Origin of the sequence: Streptococcus mitis (assembly GCF_009496205.1) — a bacterium.
GTDB classification, from domain to species: Bacteria; Bacillota; Bacilli; order Lactobacillales; family Streptococcaceae; genus Streptococcus; species Streptococcus mitis_BN.
The window spans coordinates 1-19311 of sequence record NZ_WIJO01000008.1 but is presented as its reverse complement, the minus strand read 5'-3'; the positions used below and the strand labels follow the sequence as shown (position 1 = coordinate 19311).

The window sequence follows — 19311 nt, the reverse complement described above, 5'->3', positions numbered from 1 at the left end:
AGGAGGCGCCTATGACTGCTACAAAAATGAACGCTCAAGAAATTATCCAATTTATCGCCAATGCTGAAAAGAAAACCAGTGTGAAAGTAACCTTTGAGGGGGAACTTGCAACTGCTGTACCTAGCTCTGTTGTTAAACTAGGAAATGTCCTATTTGGAGACTGGAAAGATGTGGCTCCTCTTCTCGATGGTTTGGTAGAAAATCAAGACTATGTTGTTGAGCAAGATGCTCGTAATTCTGCAGTTCCCTTGCTAGACAAACGTGCTATCAATGCTCGTATCGAGCCAGGTGCTATTATCCGTGACCAAGTTGAAATTGGTGACAATGCTGTTATCATGATGGGAGCAGTTATCAATATCGGTGCTGAAATTGGTGCAGGAACTATGATTGACATGGGGGCTATCCTTGGTGGCCGTGCTATTGTTGGGAAAAACAGTCACGTTGGTGCAGGTGCCGTTCTTGCAGGTGTGATTGAGCCAGCTAGCGCAGAACCAGTCCGTGTTGGAGACAATGTTCTCATCGGTGCCAACGCAGTGGTTATCGAAGGGGTCCAAATCGGTAGTGGTTCAGTTGTCGCAGCAGGAGCCATTGTTACCCAAGATGTCCCAGAAAACGTTGTGGTAGCAGGTGTTCCAGCTCGTATTATCAAAGAGATTGATGCCCAAACCCAACAAAAAACAGCGCTAGAGGATGCGCTTCGTACCTTATAATTGTAAAAGTAATAAAGAGGCGGAACCCTTCTTCCAGCCTCTTTCTGCTATATCGGAGGATAGATAGATGTTAGATTTGATTCAGACTAGACGAGATTTGCACCAGATTCCAGAGATTGGCTTGGAGGAGTTTAAGACTCATGCTTATTTGCTGGATGTGATTGAAAAATTGACTGTAGGTAAGGATTTTGTCCAAATTCGAACTTGGCGGACAGGGATTTTGGTTTATTTGCAGGGAAGTCAACCAGAGCGAACCATTGGTTGGCGAACAGATATTGATGGCCTGCCTATCGTCGAACAAACAGACCTTCCTTTCGCTTCTCAACATCAAGGTCGTATGCACGCTTGTGGCCATGATTTCCACATGACTATTGCCTTGGGCTGTCTAGAGCGCGCCCTTGAAGAGCAACCCAAGAATAATCTGCTCTTTCTGTTTCAACCTGCTGAAGAAAATGAAGCAGGTGGTATGCTTATGTATGAGGACGGGGCTTTTGGAGATTGGCTACCAGATCAATTTTATGGCCTTCATGTTAGGCCAGATTTGAAGGTTGGTCAGATTGCGACCAATACTCATACACTCTTTGCAGGGACTTGTGAGGTGAAGATCCGTTTCAAAGGCAAAGGTGGCCACGCAGCCTTTCCACATGAAGCTAATGACGCCTTGGTGGCTGCTAGTTACTTTGTGACCCAAGTACAGTCAGTTGTCAGCCGCAATGTTAATCCAATCGAGGGAGCAGTGGTGACTTTTGGCGTTTTTCAGGCTGGAACAACCAACAATGTTATAACAGACACAGCCTTTTTGCATGGAACTATTCGGGCCTTGACTCAGGACATGAGTCTCTTGGTACAAAAGCGGGTCAAAACAGTTGCAGAAGGAGTTGCAGCTGCCTTTGGTATGGAAGTCGAAGTGGAACTCAAACAAGGTGGTTACCTGCCTGTTGAGAACCATCCAGCCTTGGCGCGTGAACTGATGGACTTCTTTGAAGAAAAAGAGGGAATCGAGTTGATTGATATCGAGCCTGCTATGACAGGTGAAGACTTTGGTTATCTCCTTTCAAAAGTTGATGGCGTTATGTTCTGGCTAGGTATTGATAGTCCCTATGCTCTTCATCACCCTCAGATGAGTCCTAAGGAAGAAGCATTAGCTATTGGGGTGGATGCGGTCTCTAGTTTCCTGAAAAAGAAGGCAGCAGAGTAGAGGGCTTGTCTATGAAATCGGAATTACGTAAGCAAGTCTTGCACGAAATGAAGGATTTACCTCGAGAGCAAAAACAGGCTATGGATCAAGCTTTAACGGATCAATTTTTGGAACATCCCTTCTACCAAGAAGCTAAGATCATCGCAACCTACCTCTCTTTTCCTCATGAGTTTCAAACGCAGGAACTGATTGAGCAGGCGCTGAAGGACGGCAAAAAGGTTCTGATACCCAAAACCTATCCCAAGGGGCGCATGGACTTTGTGGTCTATGATCCGCAACAACTGGTCAAAACTTCCTTTGGCTTACTGGAACCACAGGGAGATTTGGAAGTAGTGGATGCATCTCAGATTGATTTGATTCATGTTCCTGGCTTGGTTTTTAGGACGAAAGGATATCGGATTGGATATGGTGGAGGTTATTACGACCGCTATCTAGAACATTTTTCTGGTCATACTTTGAGTACGATCTATCTTTGTCAAATTCAGGACTTTATCCCTGAAAAGCATGATATTCCTGTTCAGGAGGTTCTGATTGATGAAGGAAATCTTTGATAGACGTTACCCTGTAACGAGTTTCTTCCTCTTAGTGACGGCCTTGGTATTTCTACTAATGTTGGTGACTACAGGTGGAAACTTTGACAGGGCGGATACATTATTTCGATTTGGAGCCATGTATGGGCCAGCTATTCGCCTCTTTCCTGAGCAGGTTTGGCGTCTCTTCTCTGCCATTTTTGTTCATATTGGTTGGGAGCATTTCATTGTTAATATGCTTTCGCTCTATTATCTTGGTAGGCAAGTAGAGGAAATTTTCGGATCCAAGAAGTTTTTCTTTCTCTATCTTTTATCAGGAATGATGGGTAATCTCTTTGTTTTTGTATTTAGTCCAAAAACCTTAGCAGCAGGAGCTTCTACTTCTCTCTATGGGCTATTTGCTGCAATTATTGTTCTTCGCTATGCAACGCGTAATCCTTATATCCAGCAGTTGGGGCAATCCTATCTGACACTTTTTGTGGTTAATATTATTGGAAGCGTTCTGATTCCAGGAATCAGCCTAGCAGGCCATATCGGGGGAGCAGTTGGTGGAGCATTTCTAGCAATTATCTTTCCAGTTCGAGGAGAAAGACGGATGTATAGTACCAGCCAGAGGTTAGGAGGGGTAGTGTTATTCGTAGGACTCGCAGTGTTACTTTTCTACAAGGGAATGGGGTTGTGAGAGCTTATAATAATAGTTGTGTAATGAAAAAAGATAAGGCATTTTTGAACCTTATCTTTTTTTGTTTTATACTCAATGAAAATCAAAGAGCAAACTAGGAAGCTAACCGCAGGCTGTACTTGAGTACGGCAAGGTGAAGCTAACGTGGTTTGAAGAGATTTTCGAAGAGTATTATTCCTTCTCAGCTAATTCTTTTCCAAGTTGGATGAGGTAATCTTTAAAGTCATCTTTGACTTGTGGGTGCTTGAGGGCGTAGTCAATAGATGTTTTCATAAAGCCGAATTTATCCCCAACGTCGTAACGAGCTCCTGTAAATTCACGAGCGAAAACACGTTGTGTTTTATTGAGAGTATCGATTGCATCAGTAAGCTGAATCTCATTTCCAGCACCAGGAGCTTGATTTTCGAGGATCTCAAAAATTTCTGGTGTGAGCAGATAACGACCGATAATAGCTAGATCACTTGGAGCCTCCTCTGGAGCTGGTTTTTCAACGAAAGTTTCAACGCTGTAGAGACCATTAATCCCTTCACCTTGAGGAGCGATAACTCCATATGATGAAACGTCTTCGTGTGGTACGGGCATGACAGCAATGGTTGATGCATGTGTCTTTTCGTAATCATTCATCAGTTGTTTTGTCAATGGGATAGCCTTGTCGTTAGTAATGTCCATAAGGTCATCACCCAGCATAACAACAAAAGGTTCATTTCCTACAAAAGCTTTGGCTTGTAAGACAGCGTCTCCAAGACCACGAGGGTGAGTTTGGCGGATGAAATGAAGGCGCATACCAGTTGTTTCGTCTACCAATTTTAGCAAGTCGTGTTTGCCTTTTTCTTTGAGGTTGTACTCAAGCTCAAAGTTTGAGTCAAAGTGGTCTTCAATAGAACGTTTTGATTTACCAGTGACAACCAGAATATCTTCAATACCTGATTTGAGAGCCTCTTCCACGATAAACTGGATAGTTGGTTTGTCCACAATTGGCAACATTTCTTTAGCAAGTGCTTTGGTTGCTGGTAAAAATCGAGTCCCGAGTCCAGCGGCAGGGATGACTGCCTTTCTAACTTTTGATGTCATAAGAATCCTTTCTTTAGAGAGTTAAGACCACTCATTTTCTGCCTTAAATTCATTGTTCATGATGTCATAAATGGCATCTTTGATATTAGTTCCGTGGTAAATAACTTGGTAAATGGCTTGTGTAATCGGCATATAGACTCCAAGTTCTTGCGCTAGTTCATAGGCTGCTCGAGTCGTTGAAATTCCTTCAATCACCATGCCCATATTGGCTTCGATATCAGCTAGAGATTCTCCACGACCAAGAGCATCTCCGGCTCTCCAGTTACGAGAGTGGATGGAGGTTCCCGTTACGATCAAGTCTCCTACACCAGACAAGCCACTATAGGTCAATGGACTGGCCCCGAGTGCTACTCCTAGGCGGGTAATTTCTGCCAAGCCTCGAGCGATGATGGCTGCCTTGGCATTGTCACCAAATCCCAAACCATGTAAAGCTCCAGCACCGACAGCAATAATATTTTTAAGAGCACCAGCAGTTTCAACCCCGATAACATCCGTATTAGTATAAAGTCGGAAGTAGTGATTACTAAAGAGCTCCTGAACGTATTGAGCTGTTTGTAAATTCTTAGAAGCAGCAGTGATTAAAGTCAGGTCACGAACAATGGTTTCTTCCGCATGACTAGGTCCTGAAACAACGACAATATCACTGCGGAGATGTTCAGGAATTTCTTCTTCAAGGATGGTTGATAATCGTTTATGACTATCAGGCTCTAATCCCTTTGAAGCGTGCATGATGATAGCCTTATGATCCAAGGTTTTTGCAACTTGTTGGGCAACAAGTCGTGTCACTTTTGTTGGGACAACAAATAAAATCGCATCCACATCTTTTAATGCCTCTGCTAAGTCAGTGTAGGCAATGATATTTTCATCTAGAACGACATCTTTAAAGTAGTGCTTGTTAGTATGATAGGTATTAATTTCATTGATTTGCTCGGGAAGATTTCCCCAAATACGTACCTCGTGTCCATTGTCATTTAAGACTTGTGAAAGGGCAGTTCCCCAAGATCCAGGCCCCAAGACGGCGACGGTTTGTTTTTCCATGATTTCCTCCTTAATAGAGTCCTTTCCATTATTCTATCATATTCTAGAGGATTTTGCACTTGCATTGCTGGGGAGTGATGGCTTTGTTGCTTGAAAAATATACAAAAACCGAGCCTAAGTAATAAACTCTTAGTCTCGGTTTTGATATTCCTTAAAGAATAACTAGGTTTATTTCAATTGATCTGTAATGTCTTTTGATAGCAACATTCCCAGATGGTAAGTTTTATTGATGTAAGCAATGACATCATTGATATTTTCAGTCGTATGAATTTTTTCTTTGATGTTAGACCTGAATGTTTCATCCTTTAAAAGTTGTTCTTGGTAGAGTTTTTGCAGTCTCTCCTTCTCGTACTTATTGAGCAGAAAAAGGAAAACCAAGCTAATCACAACGAGGACATAAGCATATTGGCTCATAGGAAATCTCCCTGTATGATAAAGAAGTAGTAGTGAATAAATCGATTTAGTGGATCTAAAATAGCAGAACAAGTCAGCAAAACTTGATAAGATTTTTGATAGACCTCTAAACCTAATTACGTATAGGATTTGGTCTTAGTTACTTAGACTGTTTTACAATCAAGTAACTTGAAGATTACGACGTTTTAGGACATAAATCAATCATATTTATGTCCTAAAACTAGTGAAGCGCCTAGCCAAAGTCCGAATAGGATTTGGCGTTAGTTACTTAGATTGCTCTGCAATCAAGTAACTTTGGCGATTTACATCTTCTCTGGCGCTTCTACTCCAAGCAAGCGAAGGGCTTCTTTGAGAACGACTGCAGTTGCGTAGCTGAGAGCTAGACGGCTGTCGCGTTCGGGGCTATCATCCAAGATACGTGTATGTGCATAGTACTTGTTGAAGGCTTGAGACAGGCTAATTGCAAATTTAGCAATGATAGAAGGTTCAAAGTTATCCGCCGCACGGTTGATAATACGTGGGAAGTCTTGGATGAGTTTAATGATTTCCCAGCTTTCAGTATCATTCAAGCTATATTTTTCAGCTGTTTCAGGTTTGAAATCGACTTTGCGTAAGATAGATTGGATACGAGCGTAGGCATATTGAACATAAGGTCCAGTTTCACCTTCGAAGGATACCATGGCCTCTAGGTCGAAGTCGTATCCATTTGTACGGTCAGTCTTAAGGTCATAGAATTTAATGGCCCCAACCCCAACAGCATGCGCTACCTGGTCTTTGTTTTCAAGTTCAGGATTTTTAGCCTCGATTTGGGCTTTGGCACGACTAACAGCCTCTGCAACAGTAGGCTCTAGCAAGATGACATTCCCTTTACGAGTAGAGAGTTTCTTCCCTTCTTTTGTAACTAAACCAAAAGGAACGTGAGTAATGTCGTCACTCCAGCCATAGCCCATCTCTTGCAAGACAGCCTTGAGTTGTTTAAAGTGGGCAGATTGCTCTTGACCAACGACGTAGATAGATTTAGCAAATTGGTATTCGTTTTTACGGTAAAGGGCTGCAGCCAAGTCACGTGTGATGTAGAGAGTTGCACCATCAGATTTCTTGATGAGGGCTGGGTGTTCAATTCCATATTTCTCAAGATTCACAACTTGGGCACCTTCTGATTCAACAAGAAGGCCTTTTTCAGAAAGAATGTCTACAACTGCATCCATCTTATCGTTGTAGAAGGCTTCTCCATTGTAGCTGTCAAATTCGACTTGCAATTCATTGTAAAGGCGGTTAAATTCCACCAAACTTTCATCACGGAACCATTGCCAAAGAGCGAGAGCTTCTTCATCTCCATTTTCAAGTTTACGGAACCATTCGCGTGCTTCTTCATCCAAGCTAGGGTCATTTTCAGCTTCAGCGTTGATGCGGACATAGAGTTTAAGGAGTTCATCGATTGGATGAGCTTTTACAGCTTCTTCGTCACCCCATTTTTTGTAGGCAACAATCAGCATCCCAAACTGTTTACCCCAGTCTCCCAAATGGTTGACCTTGACTGTTTGATAACCGATTTTTTGGAAAATATGTGACAAGCTATCTCCGATAACAGTTGAACGTAGGTGACCAATAGAAAATGGTTTAGCAATATTGGGACTAGACATGTCGATAACAACATTTTTTTGTTTGCCAATAGTTTGGTCAGCATAGTGTTCTTTTTCAGTGATAACAGCTTGCAATACTTGAGCAGAAATGGCAGATTTATCAAGGAAAAAGTTGACGTAAGGTCCTGTTGCAACAACTTTTTCAAAGGCTTGGCTGTTAATTTTTTCAGCCAGTTCAGCCGCAATCATTTGAGGTGCTTTACGTTCGACTTTTGCAAGAGAAAAAGCAGGGAAAGCAATGTCTCCCATTTCTGAGTTTTTAGGGGTTTCCAGTAAATTTAAAATAGCCTCTTGGTCCAGGCTATCAATGACGCTAGCCAACTCGCTAGCAATCAATTCTTTTGTATTCATTAAGAGCTCCTTTTTGGACTTTTCTACTATTTTATCACAATTTTAAAGAAAGAAGAAAAAATTTTTGAAATCTCCTATTTTTTTGGTATAATATAGTTATAAAATTAGTTATAAATATGCATATAAGAGGATTTTATGAGAAAAAGAGATCGTCATCAGTTAATAAAAAAAATGATTACTGAGGAGAAATTAAGTACACAAAAAGAAATTCAAGATCGGTTGGAGGCGCACAATGTTTTTGTGACGCAGACAACCCTGTCTCGTGATTTGCGCGAAATCGGCTTGACCAAGGTCAAGAAAAATGATATGGTGTATTATGTACTAGCAAATGAGACAGAAAAGATTGATTTGGTGGAATTTTTGTCTCATCATTTAGAAGGCGTTGCAAGAGCAGAGTTTACCTTGGTACTTCATACCAAATTGGGCGAAGCCTCTGTTTTGGCAAATATTGTAGATGCAAACAAGGATGAATGGATTTTAGGAACAGTTGCTGGTGCCAATACCTTATTGGTCATTTGTCGAGACCAGCACGTTGCCAAACTCATGGAAGATCGTTTGCTAGATTTGATGAAAGATAAGTAAGGTCTTGGGAGTTGCTCTCAAGACTTATTTTTGACAAGGAGAGACGGAAAATGGCGACAGAAAAGCTATCACCCGGCATGCAACAGTATGTGGATATTAAAAAGCAATATCCAGATGCTTTTTTGCTCTTTCGGATGGGTGATTTTTATGAATTATTTTATGAGGATGCGGTCAATGCTGCGCAGATTCTGGAAATTTCCTTAACGAGTCGCAACAAGAATGCGGACAATCCGATTCCTATGGCGGGTGTCCCCTATCATTCTGCCCAGCAGTATATTGATGTCTTGATTGAGCAGGGCTATAAGGTAGCTATCGCAGAGCAGATGGAAGATCCTAAACAAGCTGTTGGAGTTGTGAAACGAGAGGTTGTTCAGGTCATTACGCCAGGGACAGTGGTCGACAGTAGTAAGCCGGACAGTCAGAACAATTTCTTGGTTGCCATAGACCGTGATGGCAGTCAATTTGGCCTCGCTTATATGGACCTGGTAACGGGTGACTTTTATGTGACAGGTCTTTTGGATTTCACGCTGGTTTGTGGGGAAATCCGTAATCTCAAGGCTCGAGAAGTGGTGCTGGGTTATGACTTGTCTGAGGAAGAAGAACAAATCCTTAGTCGTCAGATGAATCTGGTGCTTTCCTATGAAAAAGAAGGTTTTGAAGACCTTCATTTACTGGATTCACGATTGGCAGCTGTGGAGCAAGCGGCATCTAGTAAGTTGCTCCAGTATGTCCATCGGACTCAGATGAGAGAATTGAACCACCTCAAGCCTGTTATCCGCTATGAAATCAAGGATTTCTTGCAGATGGATTATGCGACCAAGGCTAGTCTGGATTTGGTTGAGAATGCTCGCTCAGGTAAGAAACAAGGAAGTCTTTTCTGGCTTTTGGATGAAACCAAGACGGCTATGGGAATGCGTCTCTTGCGGTCTTGGATCCATCGTCCCTTGATTGATAAGGAACGAATCGTCCAACGTCAAGAGGTGGTGCAGGTCTTTCTCGACCATTTCTTTGAGCGCAGTGATTTGACAGACAGCCTCAAGGGTGTCTATGATATCGAACGCTTGGCTAGTCGTGTTTCTTTTGGAAAAACCAATCCCAAGGATCTCTTGCAGTTGGCGACCACCTTGTCTAGTGTGCCACGGATTCGTGCGATTTTAGAAGGCATGGAGCAACCTGCTCTAGCTTATCTTATAGAACAACTGGATGGAATCCCTGAGTTGGAGAGTTTGATTAGCGCAGCGATTGCTCCTGAAGCTCCTCATGTGATTACAGAAGGTGGCATTATCCGCACTGGATTTGATGAGACTTTAGACAAGTACCGTCGCGTTCTCAGAGAAGGGACTGGCTGGATTGCTGAAATTGAGGCTAAGGAGCGAGAAAACTCTGGTATCAGCACGCTTAAGATTGACTACAATAAAAAGGATGGCTACTATTTCCATGTGACCAATTCGCAACTGGGAAATGTTCCAGCACACTTTTTCCGCAAGGCGACGCTGAAAAACTCGGAACGCTTTGGAACCGAAGAATTAGCCCGTATCGAGGGAGATATGCTGGAGGCGCGTGAGAAGTCAGCTAACCTAGAGTATGAAATTTTTATGCGCATTCGTGAAGAGGTCAGCAAGTACATCCAACGTTTACAAGCTCTAGCCCAAGGAATTGCGACAGTTGATGTCATACAGAGTCTAGCAGTTGTGGCTGAAACCCAGCATTTGATTCGACCTGAATTCGGAGATGATTCGCGGATTGATATCCAGAAAGGGCGCCATGCTGTCGTTGAAAAGGTCATGGGGGCTCAGACCTATATTCCTAATACGATTCAGATGGCAGAAGATACCAGTATTCAACTGATTACAGGGCCCAACATGAGCGGGAAGTCAACCTATATGCGTCAGTTAGCCATGACGGCGATTATGGCCCAGATGGGTTCCTATGTACCGGCAGAAAGTGCCCATTTACCGATTTTTGATGCGATCTTTACCCGTATCGGAGCAGCCGATGATTTGGTTTCAGGCCAATCAACCTTTATGGTGGAGATGATGGAGGCCAACAATGCCATTTCGCATGCGACCAAGAACTCTCTGATTCTCTTTGATGAATTGGGACGGGGAACTGCAACTTATGATGGTATGGCTCTTGCTCAGTCCATCATCGAATACATCCATGAACATATCGGAGCCAAGACCCTCTTTGCAACCCACTACCATGAGTTGACTAGTCTGGAGTCTAGTTTACAACACTTGGTCAATGTCCACGTGGCAACCTTAGAGCAGGATGGACAGGTCACTTTCCTTCATAAGATTGAACCAGGCCCAGCCGATAAATCCTACGGTATCCATGTTGCCAAGATTGCTGGTTTGCCAGCAGATCTCCTAGCAAGAGCGGATAAGATTTTGACTCAGTTAGAGAGTCAGGATACAGAAAGTCCTGCTCCAATGAGGCAAACAAGTTCCGTCTCAGAACAAATTTCACTCTTTGATAGGGCAGAAGAACATCCTATCCTAGCAGAATTATCTAAACTGGACATTTACAACATGACACCTATGCAGGCTATGAATGTCTTAGTAGAGTTAAAACAGAAACTATAAATCCAAGAATTGCTGATCATTCTAGCTGTATCAAGGATACTTCTTTGACAAGTCCCCACTTTTTTGCTAGAATAACATCACACAAACAGAATGAGAAGGAGCTGACGCATTGTCGCTCCCTTTTGTCTATTTTTTAAGGAGAAAGTATGCTGATTCAGAAAATAAAAACCTATAAGTGGCAAGCCCTGGCCTCGCTACTGATGACAGGCTTGATGGTTGCTAGTTCACTTTTGCAACCGCGTTATCTGCAGGAAGTCTTAGACGCCCTCCTTACTGGAAAATATGAAGCTATTTATAGTATCGGGGCTTGGTTGATTGGTGTGGCCGTGGTCGGTCTGGTTGCTGGTGGCCTCAATGTTGTCCTTGCAGCCTATATTGCCCAAGGAGTTTCATCTGACCTTCGAGAGGATGCCTTCCGTAAAATCCAAACCTTTTCTTATGCCAATATTGAACAATTTAATGCGGGAAATCTAGTCGTTCGAATGACAAATGATATCAACCAGATTCAGAACGTCGTCATGATGACCTTCCAAATTCTTTTCAGACTTCCCCTCTTATTCATCGGTTCGTTTATCCTGGCGGTTCAAACCTTACCTTCACTGTGGTGGGTGATTGTTCTCATGGTAGTCTTGATTTTTGCCTTGACTGCTGTCATGATGGGAATGATGGGGCCTCGTTTTGCCAAGTTTCAAACCCTTCTTGAACGCATCAATGCCATTGCCAAGGAAAATCTGCGCGGTGTTCGTGTGGTCAAGTCCTTTGTCCAAGAAAAAGAGCAGTTTGCTAAGTTTACAGAGGTATCAGACGAGCTTCTTGGTCAAAACCTTTACATTGGTTATGCCTTTTCAGTAGTGGAACCCTTTATGATGTTAGTCGGCTACGGGACGGTTTTCCTCTCTATTTGGCTAGTTGCAGGAATGGTTCAGTCGGATCCGTCAGTTGTTGGCTCCATTGCTTCCTTTGTCAATTACCTAAGCCAGATTATCTTTACCATTGTTATGGTTGGATTTTTGGGAAATTCTGTCAGTCGTGCCATGATTTCTATGCGTCGTATTCGAGAAATTCTTGACGCAGAGCCAGCCATGACCTTCAAGGATGTCCCAGATGAAGAGTTGGTCGGCAGTCTTAGCTTTGAAAATGTGACTTTTACCTATCCAATGGACAAGGAACCGATGCTGAAAGATGTGAGCTTTACTATTGAACCTGGTCAAATGGTTGGTGTCGTTGGAGCGACTGGTGCAGGAAAATCAACCTTGGCTCAACTGATTCCACGTCTCTTTGACCCACAGGAAGGGGCTATCAAAATCGGAGGCAAGGATATTCGAGAAGTGAGTGAAGGAACCCTGCGTAAAACAGTTTCTATCGTTCTCCAACGTGCCATTCTCTTTAGTGGGACGATTGCAGATAACTTGAGACAGGGTAAGGGAGATGCTACTCTATTTGAAATGGAGCGCGCAGCCAACATTGCCCAGGCTAGTGAATTCATTCATCGTATGGAGAAAACCTTTGAAAGTCCAGTTGAGGAACGGGGAACCAATTTCTCAGGTGGGCAAAAGCAAAGGATGTCGATTGCGCGTGGGATTGTCAGCAATCCACGTATTCTGATTTTTGACGATTCGACCTCGGCCTTGGATGCTAAGTCAGAGCGCCTGGTTCAAGAAGCCTTGAATAAGGACTTGAAGGGAACAACAACCATTATCATCGCGCAAAAGATTAGCTCGGTTGTTCATGCAGATAAAATCTTGGTTCTAGATCAAGGACGATTGATTGGTCAAGGTACGCATGCAGACTTGGTTGCCAATAATACTGTTTACCGTGAAATCTACGAAACACAGAAAGGAAAGGAGGAGTAAAATGAAGACAGTTCAATTTTTTTGGAATTATTTTAAAGTCTATAAGCTATCATTTGTAGTTGTTATCCTGATGATTGTTCTGGCGACTCTTGCCCAAGCTCTCTTTCCGGTATTTTCTGGACAAGCGGTAACAGAGTTAGCTAATTTAGTTCAAGCTTATCAAAATGGCAATCCAGAACTTGTTTGGCAAAGCCTATCAGGAATCATGGTCAATCTTGGTCTGCTAGTTTTGGTTCTATTTATCTCCAGTGTGATATACATGTGTCTCATGACGCGCGTGATTGCAGAATCGACCAACGAGATGCGCAAAGGCCTCTTCGGTAAGCTTGCTCGCTTGACGGTTTCTTTCTTTGACCGCCGACAAGATGGCGATATCCTGTCTCGTTTTACCAGTGATTTGGATAATATCCTCCAAGCTTTTAACGAAAGCTTGATTCAGGTCATGAGCAATATTGTTTTATACATCGGTCTGATTCTTGTCATGTTTTCGAGAAATGTGACCCTGGCCCTCATCACCATTGCCAGCACACCAGTTGCCTTCCTTATGCTGATTTTCATCGTAAAAATGGCACGCAAATACACCAACCTCCAGCAAAAAGAGGTAGGGAAACTCAACGCCTATATGGATGAGAGTATCTCAGGCCAAAAAGCCGTGATTGTGCAAGGAATTCAAAAGGATATGATGGCAGGATTTCTTGAACAAAATGAGCGCGTGCGCAAGGCAACCTTTAAAGGAAGAATGTTCTCAGGAATTCTTTTCCCTGTCATGAATGGGATGAGCCTGGTTAATACAGCTATCGTCATCTTTGCTGGTTCAGCTGTACTTTTGAATGATAAGTCTATTGAAACAAGTACAGCCTTAGGTTTGATTGTTATGTTTGCCCAATTTTCACAGCAGTACTACCAGCCTATTATTCAAGTTGCAGCTAGTTGGGGAAGCCTTCAGTTAGCCTTTACAGGTGCTGAACGGATTCAGGAAATGTTTGACGCAGAGGAAGAAATCCGACCTGAAAAGGCTCCAATCTTCACTAAGTTGCAAGAAGGTGTTGAAATTAGTCATATTGATTTTTCATACCTACCTGATAAACCTATTTTGAAAGATGTCAGCATTTCTGCCCCTAAAGGCCAGATGACAGCAGTTGTTGGTCCGACAGGGTCAGGGAAAACGACTATTATGAACCTCATCAATCGCTTTTATGATGTTGATGCTGGTGGTATTTATTTTGACGGCAAAGACATCCGTGACTATGATTTAGATAGTCTCAGAAGTAAGGTGGGAATTGTTTTGCAGGATTCGGTCTTATTTAGAGGAACGATTCGAGACAATATCCGTTTCGGTGTGCCAGATGCTAGTCAAGAAATGGTTGAGGCAGCAGCCAAGGCAACCCACATTCACGACTATATCGAAAGCTTACCTGACAAATACGATACCCTTATCGATGATGATCAAAGCATCTTCTCGACAGGACAAAAACAATTGATTTCTATCGCTCGAACCCTGATGACAGATCCAGAAGTTCTCATTCTCGATGAAGCAACTTCAAACGTAGATACGGTGACAGAAAGCAAGATTCAGCATGCCATGGAGGCAGTTGTAGCAGGTAGAACCAGTTTTGTTATTGCCCATCGCTTGAAAACCATTCTCAATGCTGATCAGATTATTGTCCTCAAAGATGGAGAAGTCATTGAACGCGGTAACCACCATGAACTTTTGAAACTAGGTGGCTTCTATTCAGAACTCTATCACAATCAATTTGTCTTTGAATAAGAAAGAAGTTGTCCTATGTGGGCAGCTTTTTCTTGTCCATAAAAAATATTTATCACAAACTTAAAAAAAACATATTAGACGAAAGGCATTTTGAGTGATATGATAGGACTATCGTTAATATTCGAAAGGAGAGGCATCATGGCTAGAACGGTTGTAGGAGTTGCTGCAAATCTATGTCCCGTAGACGCAGAAGGTAAAAACATTCATTCATCTGTATCTTGTAGATTCGCAGAGAGCATTCGTCAAGTCGGTGGTCTCCCTTTAGTCATTCCTGTTGGTGATGAGTCAGTTGTACGCGATTATGTAGAAATGATTGACAAACTTATCTTGACAGGCGGTCAAAATGTCCATCCTCAATTTTATGGAGAGAAAAAGACCATCGAGAGCGATGATTACAATCTGGTTCGTGATGAGTTTGAACTGGCCCTCTTAAAGGAAGCTCTCCGCCAGAATAAACCAATTATGGCAATCTGTCGCGGTGTCCAACTTGTCAATGTTGCCTTTGGCGGAACCCTCAATCAAGAAATCGAAGGCCACTGGCAAGGCCTACCTTTCGGAACATCTCACTCTATTGAGACAGTAGAAGGAAGCGTGGTGGCTAAGCTATTTGGAAAAGAAAGTCAGGTTAACTCAGTTCATCGTCAAAGTATTAAAGATTTGGCACCTAATTTCCGTGTAACTGCTATTGATCCAAGAGACCAAACCATCGAAGCGATTGAGTCTATCGATGAGCACCGCATTATCGGTTTGCAGTGGCATCCAGAGTTTCTGGTCAATGAAGAAGATGGCAATTTAGAATTATTTGAATATTTATTGAATGAACTGTAACGACTGGAACATCTAGTCGTTCTTTCTTTTATTTTTTCAAAATTTTTGGAATGTGGGATTTTTACGCAAACGTTTGAATTCTGATAAAAATTGGAGAAATTCGACAAAAAAACTTGAAAAAAACGAAGGTAAGCGTTATGATAGAAAAGAAGAAATATTGGAGGAATAACATGTCACATATTAAATTTGATTATTCAAAAGTTTTAGACAAATTTGTTGCACCACATGAAGTGGAATACATGCAATCACAAGTAACAGCAGCAGATGAATTGATCCGTAAAGGAACTGGTGCTGGTAGCGACTTCTTGGGATGGTTGGACCTTCCTGAAAACTACGACCGCGAAGAATTTGACCGCATCTTGAAAGCTGCTGAGCAAATCAAATCAGACAGCGATGTTTTGGTTGTAATCGGCATCGGTGGATCTTACCTTGGTGCGAAAGCAGCAATCGACTTCTTGAACCACCACTTTGCTAACTTGCAAACAAAAGAAGAACGCAAGGCTCCACAAATCCTTTACGCAGGAAATTCAATCTCATCTACTTACCTTGCTGACTTGGTAGAGTATGTTGCAGACAAAGACTTCTCAGTAAACGTGATTTCTAAATCAGGTACAACAACTGAACCAGCGATTGCTTTCCGTGTCTTCAAAGAACTCTTGGTTAAGAAATACGGTCAAGAAGAAGCCAACAAACGTATCTATGCAACAACTGACCGCCAAAAAGGTGCTGTTAAGGTTGAAGCAGACGCTAACGGTTGGGAAACATTTGTTGTTCCAGATGATATCGGTGGACGCTTCTCAGTATTGACAGCCGTTGGTTTGCTTCCAATCGCAGCATCAGGAGCTGACATCAAAGCCCTTATGGAAGGTGCGAATGCAGCTCGCAAAGACTACACTTCAGATAAAATCTCTGAAAACGAAGCTTACCAATACGCAGCAGTTCGTAACATCCTTTACCGTAAAGGCTATGCAACAGAGATCTTGGTAAACTACGAGCCATCACTTCAATACTTCTCAGAATGGTGGAAACAATTGGCTGGTGAATCAGAAGGAAAAGACCAAAAAGGTATCTACCCAACTTCAGCCAACTTCTCAACTGACTTGCACTCACTTGGTCAATTTATCCAAGAAGGAACTCGTATCATGTTTGAAACAGTTGTTCGTGTTGACAAACCTCGTAAAAACGTGATTATTCCTAGCTTGGAAGAAGATCTTGACGGACTTGGTTACCTTCAAGGAAAAGACGTTGACTTTGTAAACAAAAAAGCAACTGACGGTGTTCTTCTTGCCCACACAGATGGTGATGTACCAAACATGTATGTGACTCTTCCAGAGCAAGATGCTTTCACTCTTGGTTACACTATCTACTTCTTCGAATTGGCAATTGCCCTTTCAGGTTACTTGAATGCTATCAACCCATTTGACCAACCAGGTGTTGAAGCTTACAAACGTAACATGTTTGCCCTTCTTGGAAAACCAGGATTTGAAGAATTGAGCAAAGAACTTAACGCACGTCTATAATAGAAGAAAAGAGTGGCTTGTCCACTCTTTTTACTCTCTTTATCCATAGAAATTGGCCTCAGCCAAGACTTGTGATATAATATAGAGAGCAAAAAGGCAGACGCCTAGAGACTTTATAGGAGAAACTATGTCAAAAGATATCCGCGTACGTTACGCACCAAGTCCAACAGGACTACTACACATCGGAAATGCCCGTACAGCATTGTTCAACTACCTTTATGCACGTCATCACGGTGGAACTTTTATTATCCGTATCGAAGATACTGACCGTAAACGCCATGTCGAAGATGGTGAACGTTCACAACTTGAAAACCTTCGTTGGTTGGGTATGGATTGGGACGAAAGTCCAGAAACACATGAAAACTACCGCCAGTCTGAACGTTTGGACTTGTATCAAAAATACATCGATCAATTGCTAGTTGAAGGAAAAGCCTACAAATCTTACGTTACAGAAGAAGAGTTGGCAACTGAACGCGAACGCCAAGAAGCAGCTGGTGAAACACCTCGCTACATTAACGAATACCTTGGTATGAGTGAAGAGGAAAAAGCAGCTTACATCGCAGAACGTGAAGCAGCTGGTATCATTCCAACAGTTCGTTTGGCGGTCAATGAGTCAGGTATCTACAAGTGGCATGATATGGTTAAAGGTGATATCGAATTTGAAGGTGGCAATATTGGTGGTGACTGGGTTATCCAAAAGAAAGACGGTTACCCAACTTACAACTTTGCCGTTGTCATCGATGACCATGATATGCAAATTTCTCACGTAATCCGTGGAGATGACCACATTGCTAATACACCAAAACAGCTCATGGTTTATGAAGCACTTGGTTGGGAAGCTCCAGAGTTTGGTCACATGACCTTGATTATCAACTCTGAGACTGGTAAGAAGTTATCTAAACGTGATACTAATACACTTCAATTTATCGAAGATTACCGAAAGAAAGGTTACCTTCCAGAAGCAGTCTTTAACTTTATTGCTCTTCTTGGTTGGAACCCAGGTGGCGAAGATGAAATCTTCTCTCGTGAAGAACTCATTAAACTTTTCGATGAAAACCGACTCAGCAAGTCTCCAGCAGCCTTTGACCAGAAAAAACTGGACTGGATGAGCAATGACTATATCAAGAATGCAGATTTAGAAACTATCTTTGAAATGGCAAAACCATTCCTAGAAGAAGCAGGTCGATTGACTGACAAGGCTGAAAAATTAGTTGAGCTCTATAAACCACAAATGAAATCAGTAGATGAGATTATCCCATTGACAGATCTCTTCTTCTCAGATTTCCCAGAATTGACAGAAGCAGAGCGCGAAGTCATGGCGGGGGAAACAGTCCCAACAGTTCTTGAAGCCTTCAAAGCAAAACTTGAAGCGATGACAGATGATGAATTTGTAACAGAGAATATCTTCCCACAAATCAAAGCTGTTCAAAAAGAAACAGGTATTAAAGGAAAAAATCTTTTTATGCCTATTCGTATCGCAGTTTCAGGTGAAATGCATGGACCAGAATTACCAGATACAATTTTCTTGCTTGGACGTGAAAAATCAATCCAGCATATCGAAAATATGTTAAAGGAAATCTCTAAGTAAGAAGGGTACAATAATGGACATCTGGGAAAAGATGTACGAAGAAGCACAGAAATTGTATAATCCACATGAAGTATCTGATTTTGTTTATGCTAATCATGTCGTTGCCGCAGTAGAAGCAGAAGATGAACAAATATTTACAGGATTCTGTATGGAGGGAACATGTGGTGTTTTCCATCTCTGCGCAGAGCGGGCAGCACTCTTCAATATGTACCAATTCTCGGGACAAACTAAGGTTAAAAAAGTCTTAGCCTTTCGAGAGCAACCACCTTATGGTGGAAGTTCGGGTATGCCTTGTGGCGCATGCAGAGAGTTCCTCTTAGAGTTGAACGTTGAAAATAAAGAAGCAGAATTCATGATGGACTACAATACAAGAAAGACAGTGAAAGTCGCAGAACTAATCCCATATTGGTGGGGAGAAGAACGTGCTTCTAAGTTTAATAATCAATAGAAGAGTCAGTATAATTCTGGCTCTTTTTACTTAATTTGAAAAAAACAGAAAAAGTTGTTGACAAGTCTGAAAAAGTCTGTATAATAGTAAGAGTTGAAAATAACAGCTCAGGTCCGTTGGTCAAGGGGTTAAGACACCGCCTTTTCACGGCGGTAACACGGGTTCGAATCCCGTACGGACTATGGTATGTTGTGGTTGAGGCACTTGATGAAAAAAGATTAAAAAAGTTTCAAAAAAGTGTTGACAAGCGAAAGCGACTGTGATATACTAATATAGTTGTCACTTGAGAGAAGTAAGTGACAAAGACCTTTGAAAACTGAACAAGACGAACCAATGTGCAGGGCACTACAACTAAGGTTGTAGTACTGAACAATGAAAAAACAATAAATCTGTCAGTGACAGAAATGAGTGAGAACTCAAACTTTTAATGAGAGTTTGATCCTGGCTCAGGACGAACGCTGGCGGCGTGCCTAATACATGCAAGTAGAACGCTGAAGGAGGA

16 protein-coding genes, 1 tRNA gene and 1 rRNA gene are annotated in these 19311 nt (G+C 42.2%); 14 read left to right on the top strand and 4 right to left on the bottom strand.

Annotation, left to right across the window (positions count from 1 at the left end; genetic code table 11):
- Positions 1–11 precede the first annotated feature (11 nt).
- The 4 genes from dapD (at position 12) to GEZ85_RS02305 (ending at position 3120) form a co-directional block, all read left to right on the top strand.
- A complete protein-coding gene (gene dapD, locus GEZ85_RS02320) occupies positions 12–710 on the top strand; it encodes a 2,3,4,5-tetrahydropyridine-2,6-dicarboxylate N-acetyltransferase (RefSeq protein WP_000127443.1) in 699 nt (232 codons plus the stop codon).
- 67 nt (positions 711–777) lie between these two features.
- Positions 778–1908, top strand: a complete 1131-nt coding sequence (locus GEZ85_RS02315) for an N-acetyldiaminopimelate deacetylase (protein ID WP_153199345.1) — start codon at positions 778–780, stop codon at positions 1906–1908.
- 11 nt (positions 1909–1919) lie between these two features.
- Positions 1920–2459 (top strand): 5-formyltetrahydrofolate cyclo-ligase, encoded by a 540-nt coding sequence (locus GEZ85_RS02310; RefSeq protein ID WP_000834330.1) that lies wholly within the window; start codon positions 1920–1922, stop codon positions 2457–2459.
- The gene (locus GEZ85_RS02305; RefSeq protein ID WP_084925359.1) at positions 2443–3120 is read left to right on the top strand and encodes a rhomboid family intramembrane serine protease; all 678 of its coding nucleotides are present in this window, start codon (positions 2443–2445) and stop codon (positions 3118–3120) included. Before GEZ85_RS02310 ends, GEZ85_RS02305 begins: the two co-directional genes overlap by 17 nt.
- Before the next feature lie 171 nt (positions 3121–3291).
- On the opposite strand, the gene galU is transcribed toward GEZ85_RS02305, so the two are convergent.
- The 4 genes from galU to argS all read right to left on the bottom strand — a co-directional run bounded on the left by galU (position 3292) and on the right by argS (position 7637).
- Positions 3292–4191: a UTP--glucose-1-phosphate uridylyltransferase GalU gene (gene galU / locus GEZ85_RS02300; RefSeq protein ID WP_084925357.1), complete on the bottom strand. Its 900-nt coding sequence runs from the start codon at positions 4189–4191 to the stop codon at positions 3292–3294.
- A 21-nt stretch (positions 4192–4212) separates the two neighbouring features.
- Entirely contained in the window at positions 4213–5229 is a 1017-nt protein-coding gene (locus GEZ85_RS02295; protein WP_153199343.1) for an NAD(P)H-dependent glycerol-3-phosphate dehydrogenase, read from the bottom strand.
- Between the two features lie 168 nt (positions 5230–5397).
- Complete coding sequence (locus tag GEZ85_RS02290; protein ID WP_084925354.1) at positions 5398–5643, bottom strand: MarR family transcriptional regulator; 246 nt, start codon at positions 5641–5643, stop codon at positions 5398–5400.
- Positions 5644–5945: 302 nt separating this feature from the next.
- A complete protein-coding gene (argS, locus tag GEZ85_RS02285) occupies positions 5946–7637 on the bottom strand; it encodes an arginine--tRNA ligase (RefSeq protein ID WP_153199340.1) in 1692 nt (563 codons plus the stop codon).
- A 135-nt stretch (positions 7638–7772) separates the two neighbouring features.
- On the opposite strand from argS, the gene argR reads away from it, so the two are divergent.
- The 10 genes from argR to GEZ85_RS02230 form a co-directional block, all read left to right on the top strand.
- Positions 7773–8219, top strand: coding sequence for an arginine repressor (argR, locus tag GEZ85_RS02280; protein WP_001231476.1), 447 nt, complete (start codon positions 7773–7775; stop codon positions 8217–8219).
- A gap of 50 nt (positions 8220–8269) precedes the next feature.
- Positions 8270–10804 (top strand): DNA mismatch repair protein MutS, encoded by a 2535-nt coding sequence (mutS, locus tag GEZ85_RS02275; protein ID WP_153209221.1) that lies wholly within the window; start codon positions 8270–8272, stop codon positions 10802–10804.
- Between the two features lie 146 nt (positions 10805–10950).
- Positions 10951–12657 carry a multidrug efflux ABC transporter subunit PatA gene (gene patA / locus GEZ85_RS02270; protein WP_153209223.1) on the top strand — a complete coding sequence of 569 codons (1707 nt, stop codon included), beginning with the start codon at positions 10951–10953 and terminating at the stop codon, positions 12655–12657.
- 1 nt (position 12658) lies between these two features.
- Positions 12659–14425: a multidrug efflux ABC transporter subunit PatB gene (gene patB / locus GEZ85_RS02265; protein WP_153209226.1), complete on the top strand. Its 1767-nt coding sequence runs from the start codon at positions 12659–12661 to the stop codon at positions 14423–14425.
- A 138-nt stretch (positions 14426–14563) separates the two neighbouring features.
- On the top strand, positions 14564–15253 hold the full coding sequence (locus GEZ85_RS02260) for a gamma-glutamyl-gamma-aminobutyrate hydrolase family protein (RefSeq protein WP_000124770.1): 690 nt from the start codon (positions 14564–14566) through the stop codon (positions 15251–15253).
- Positions 15254–15423: 170 nt separating this feature from the next.
- Entirely contained in the window at positions 15424–16773 is a 1350-nt protein-coding gene (locus GEZ85_RS02250; RefSeq protein WP_000018268.1) for a glucose-6-phosphate isomerase, read from the top strand.
- Positions 16774–16900: 127 nt separating this feature from the next.
- Entirely contained in the window at positions 16901–18361 is a 1461-nt protein-coding gene (gltX, locus tag GEZ85_RS02245; RefSeq protein WP_045606631.1) for a glutamate--tRNA ligase, read from the top strand.
- Positions 18362–18374: 13 nt separating this feature from the next.
- A complete protein-coding gene (locus GEZ85_RS02240) occupies positions 18375–18809 on the top strand; it encodes a cytidine deaminase family protein (RefSeq protein WP_153209228.1) in 435 nt (144 codons plus the stop codon).
- A gap of 110 nt (positions 18810–18919) precedes the next feature.
- Positions 18920–18991, top strand: a tRNA-Glu gene (locus GEZ85_RS02235).
- A gap of 241 nt (positions 18992–19232) precedes the next feature.
- Positions 19233–19311, top strand: a 16S ribosomal RNA gene (locus GEZ85_RS02230); the annotation flags it as partial.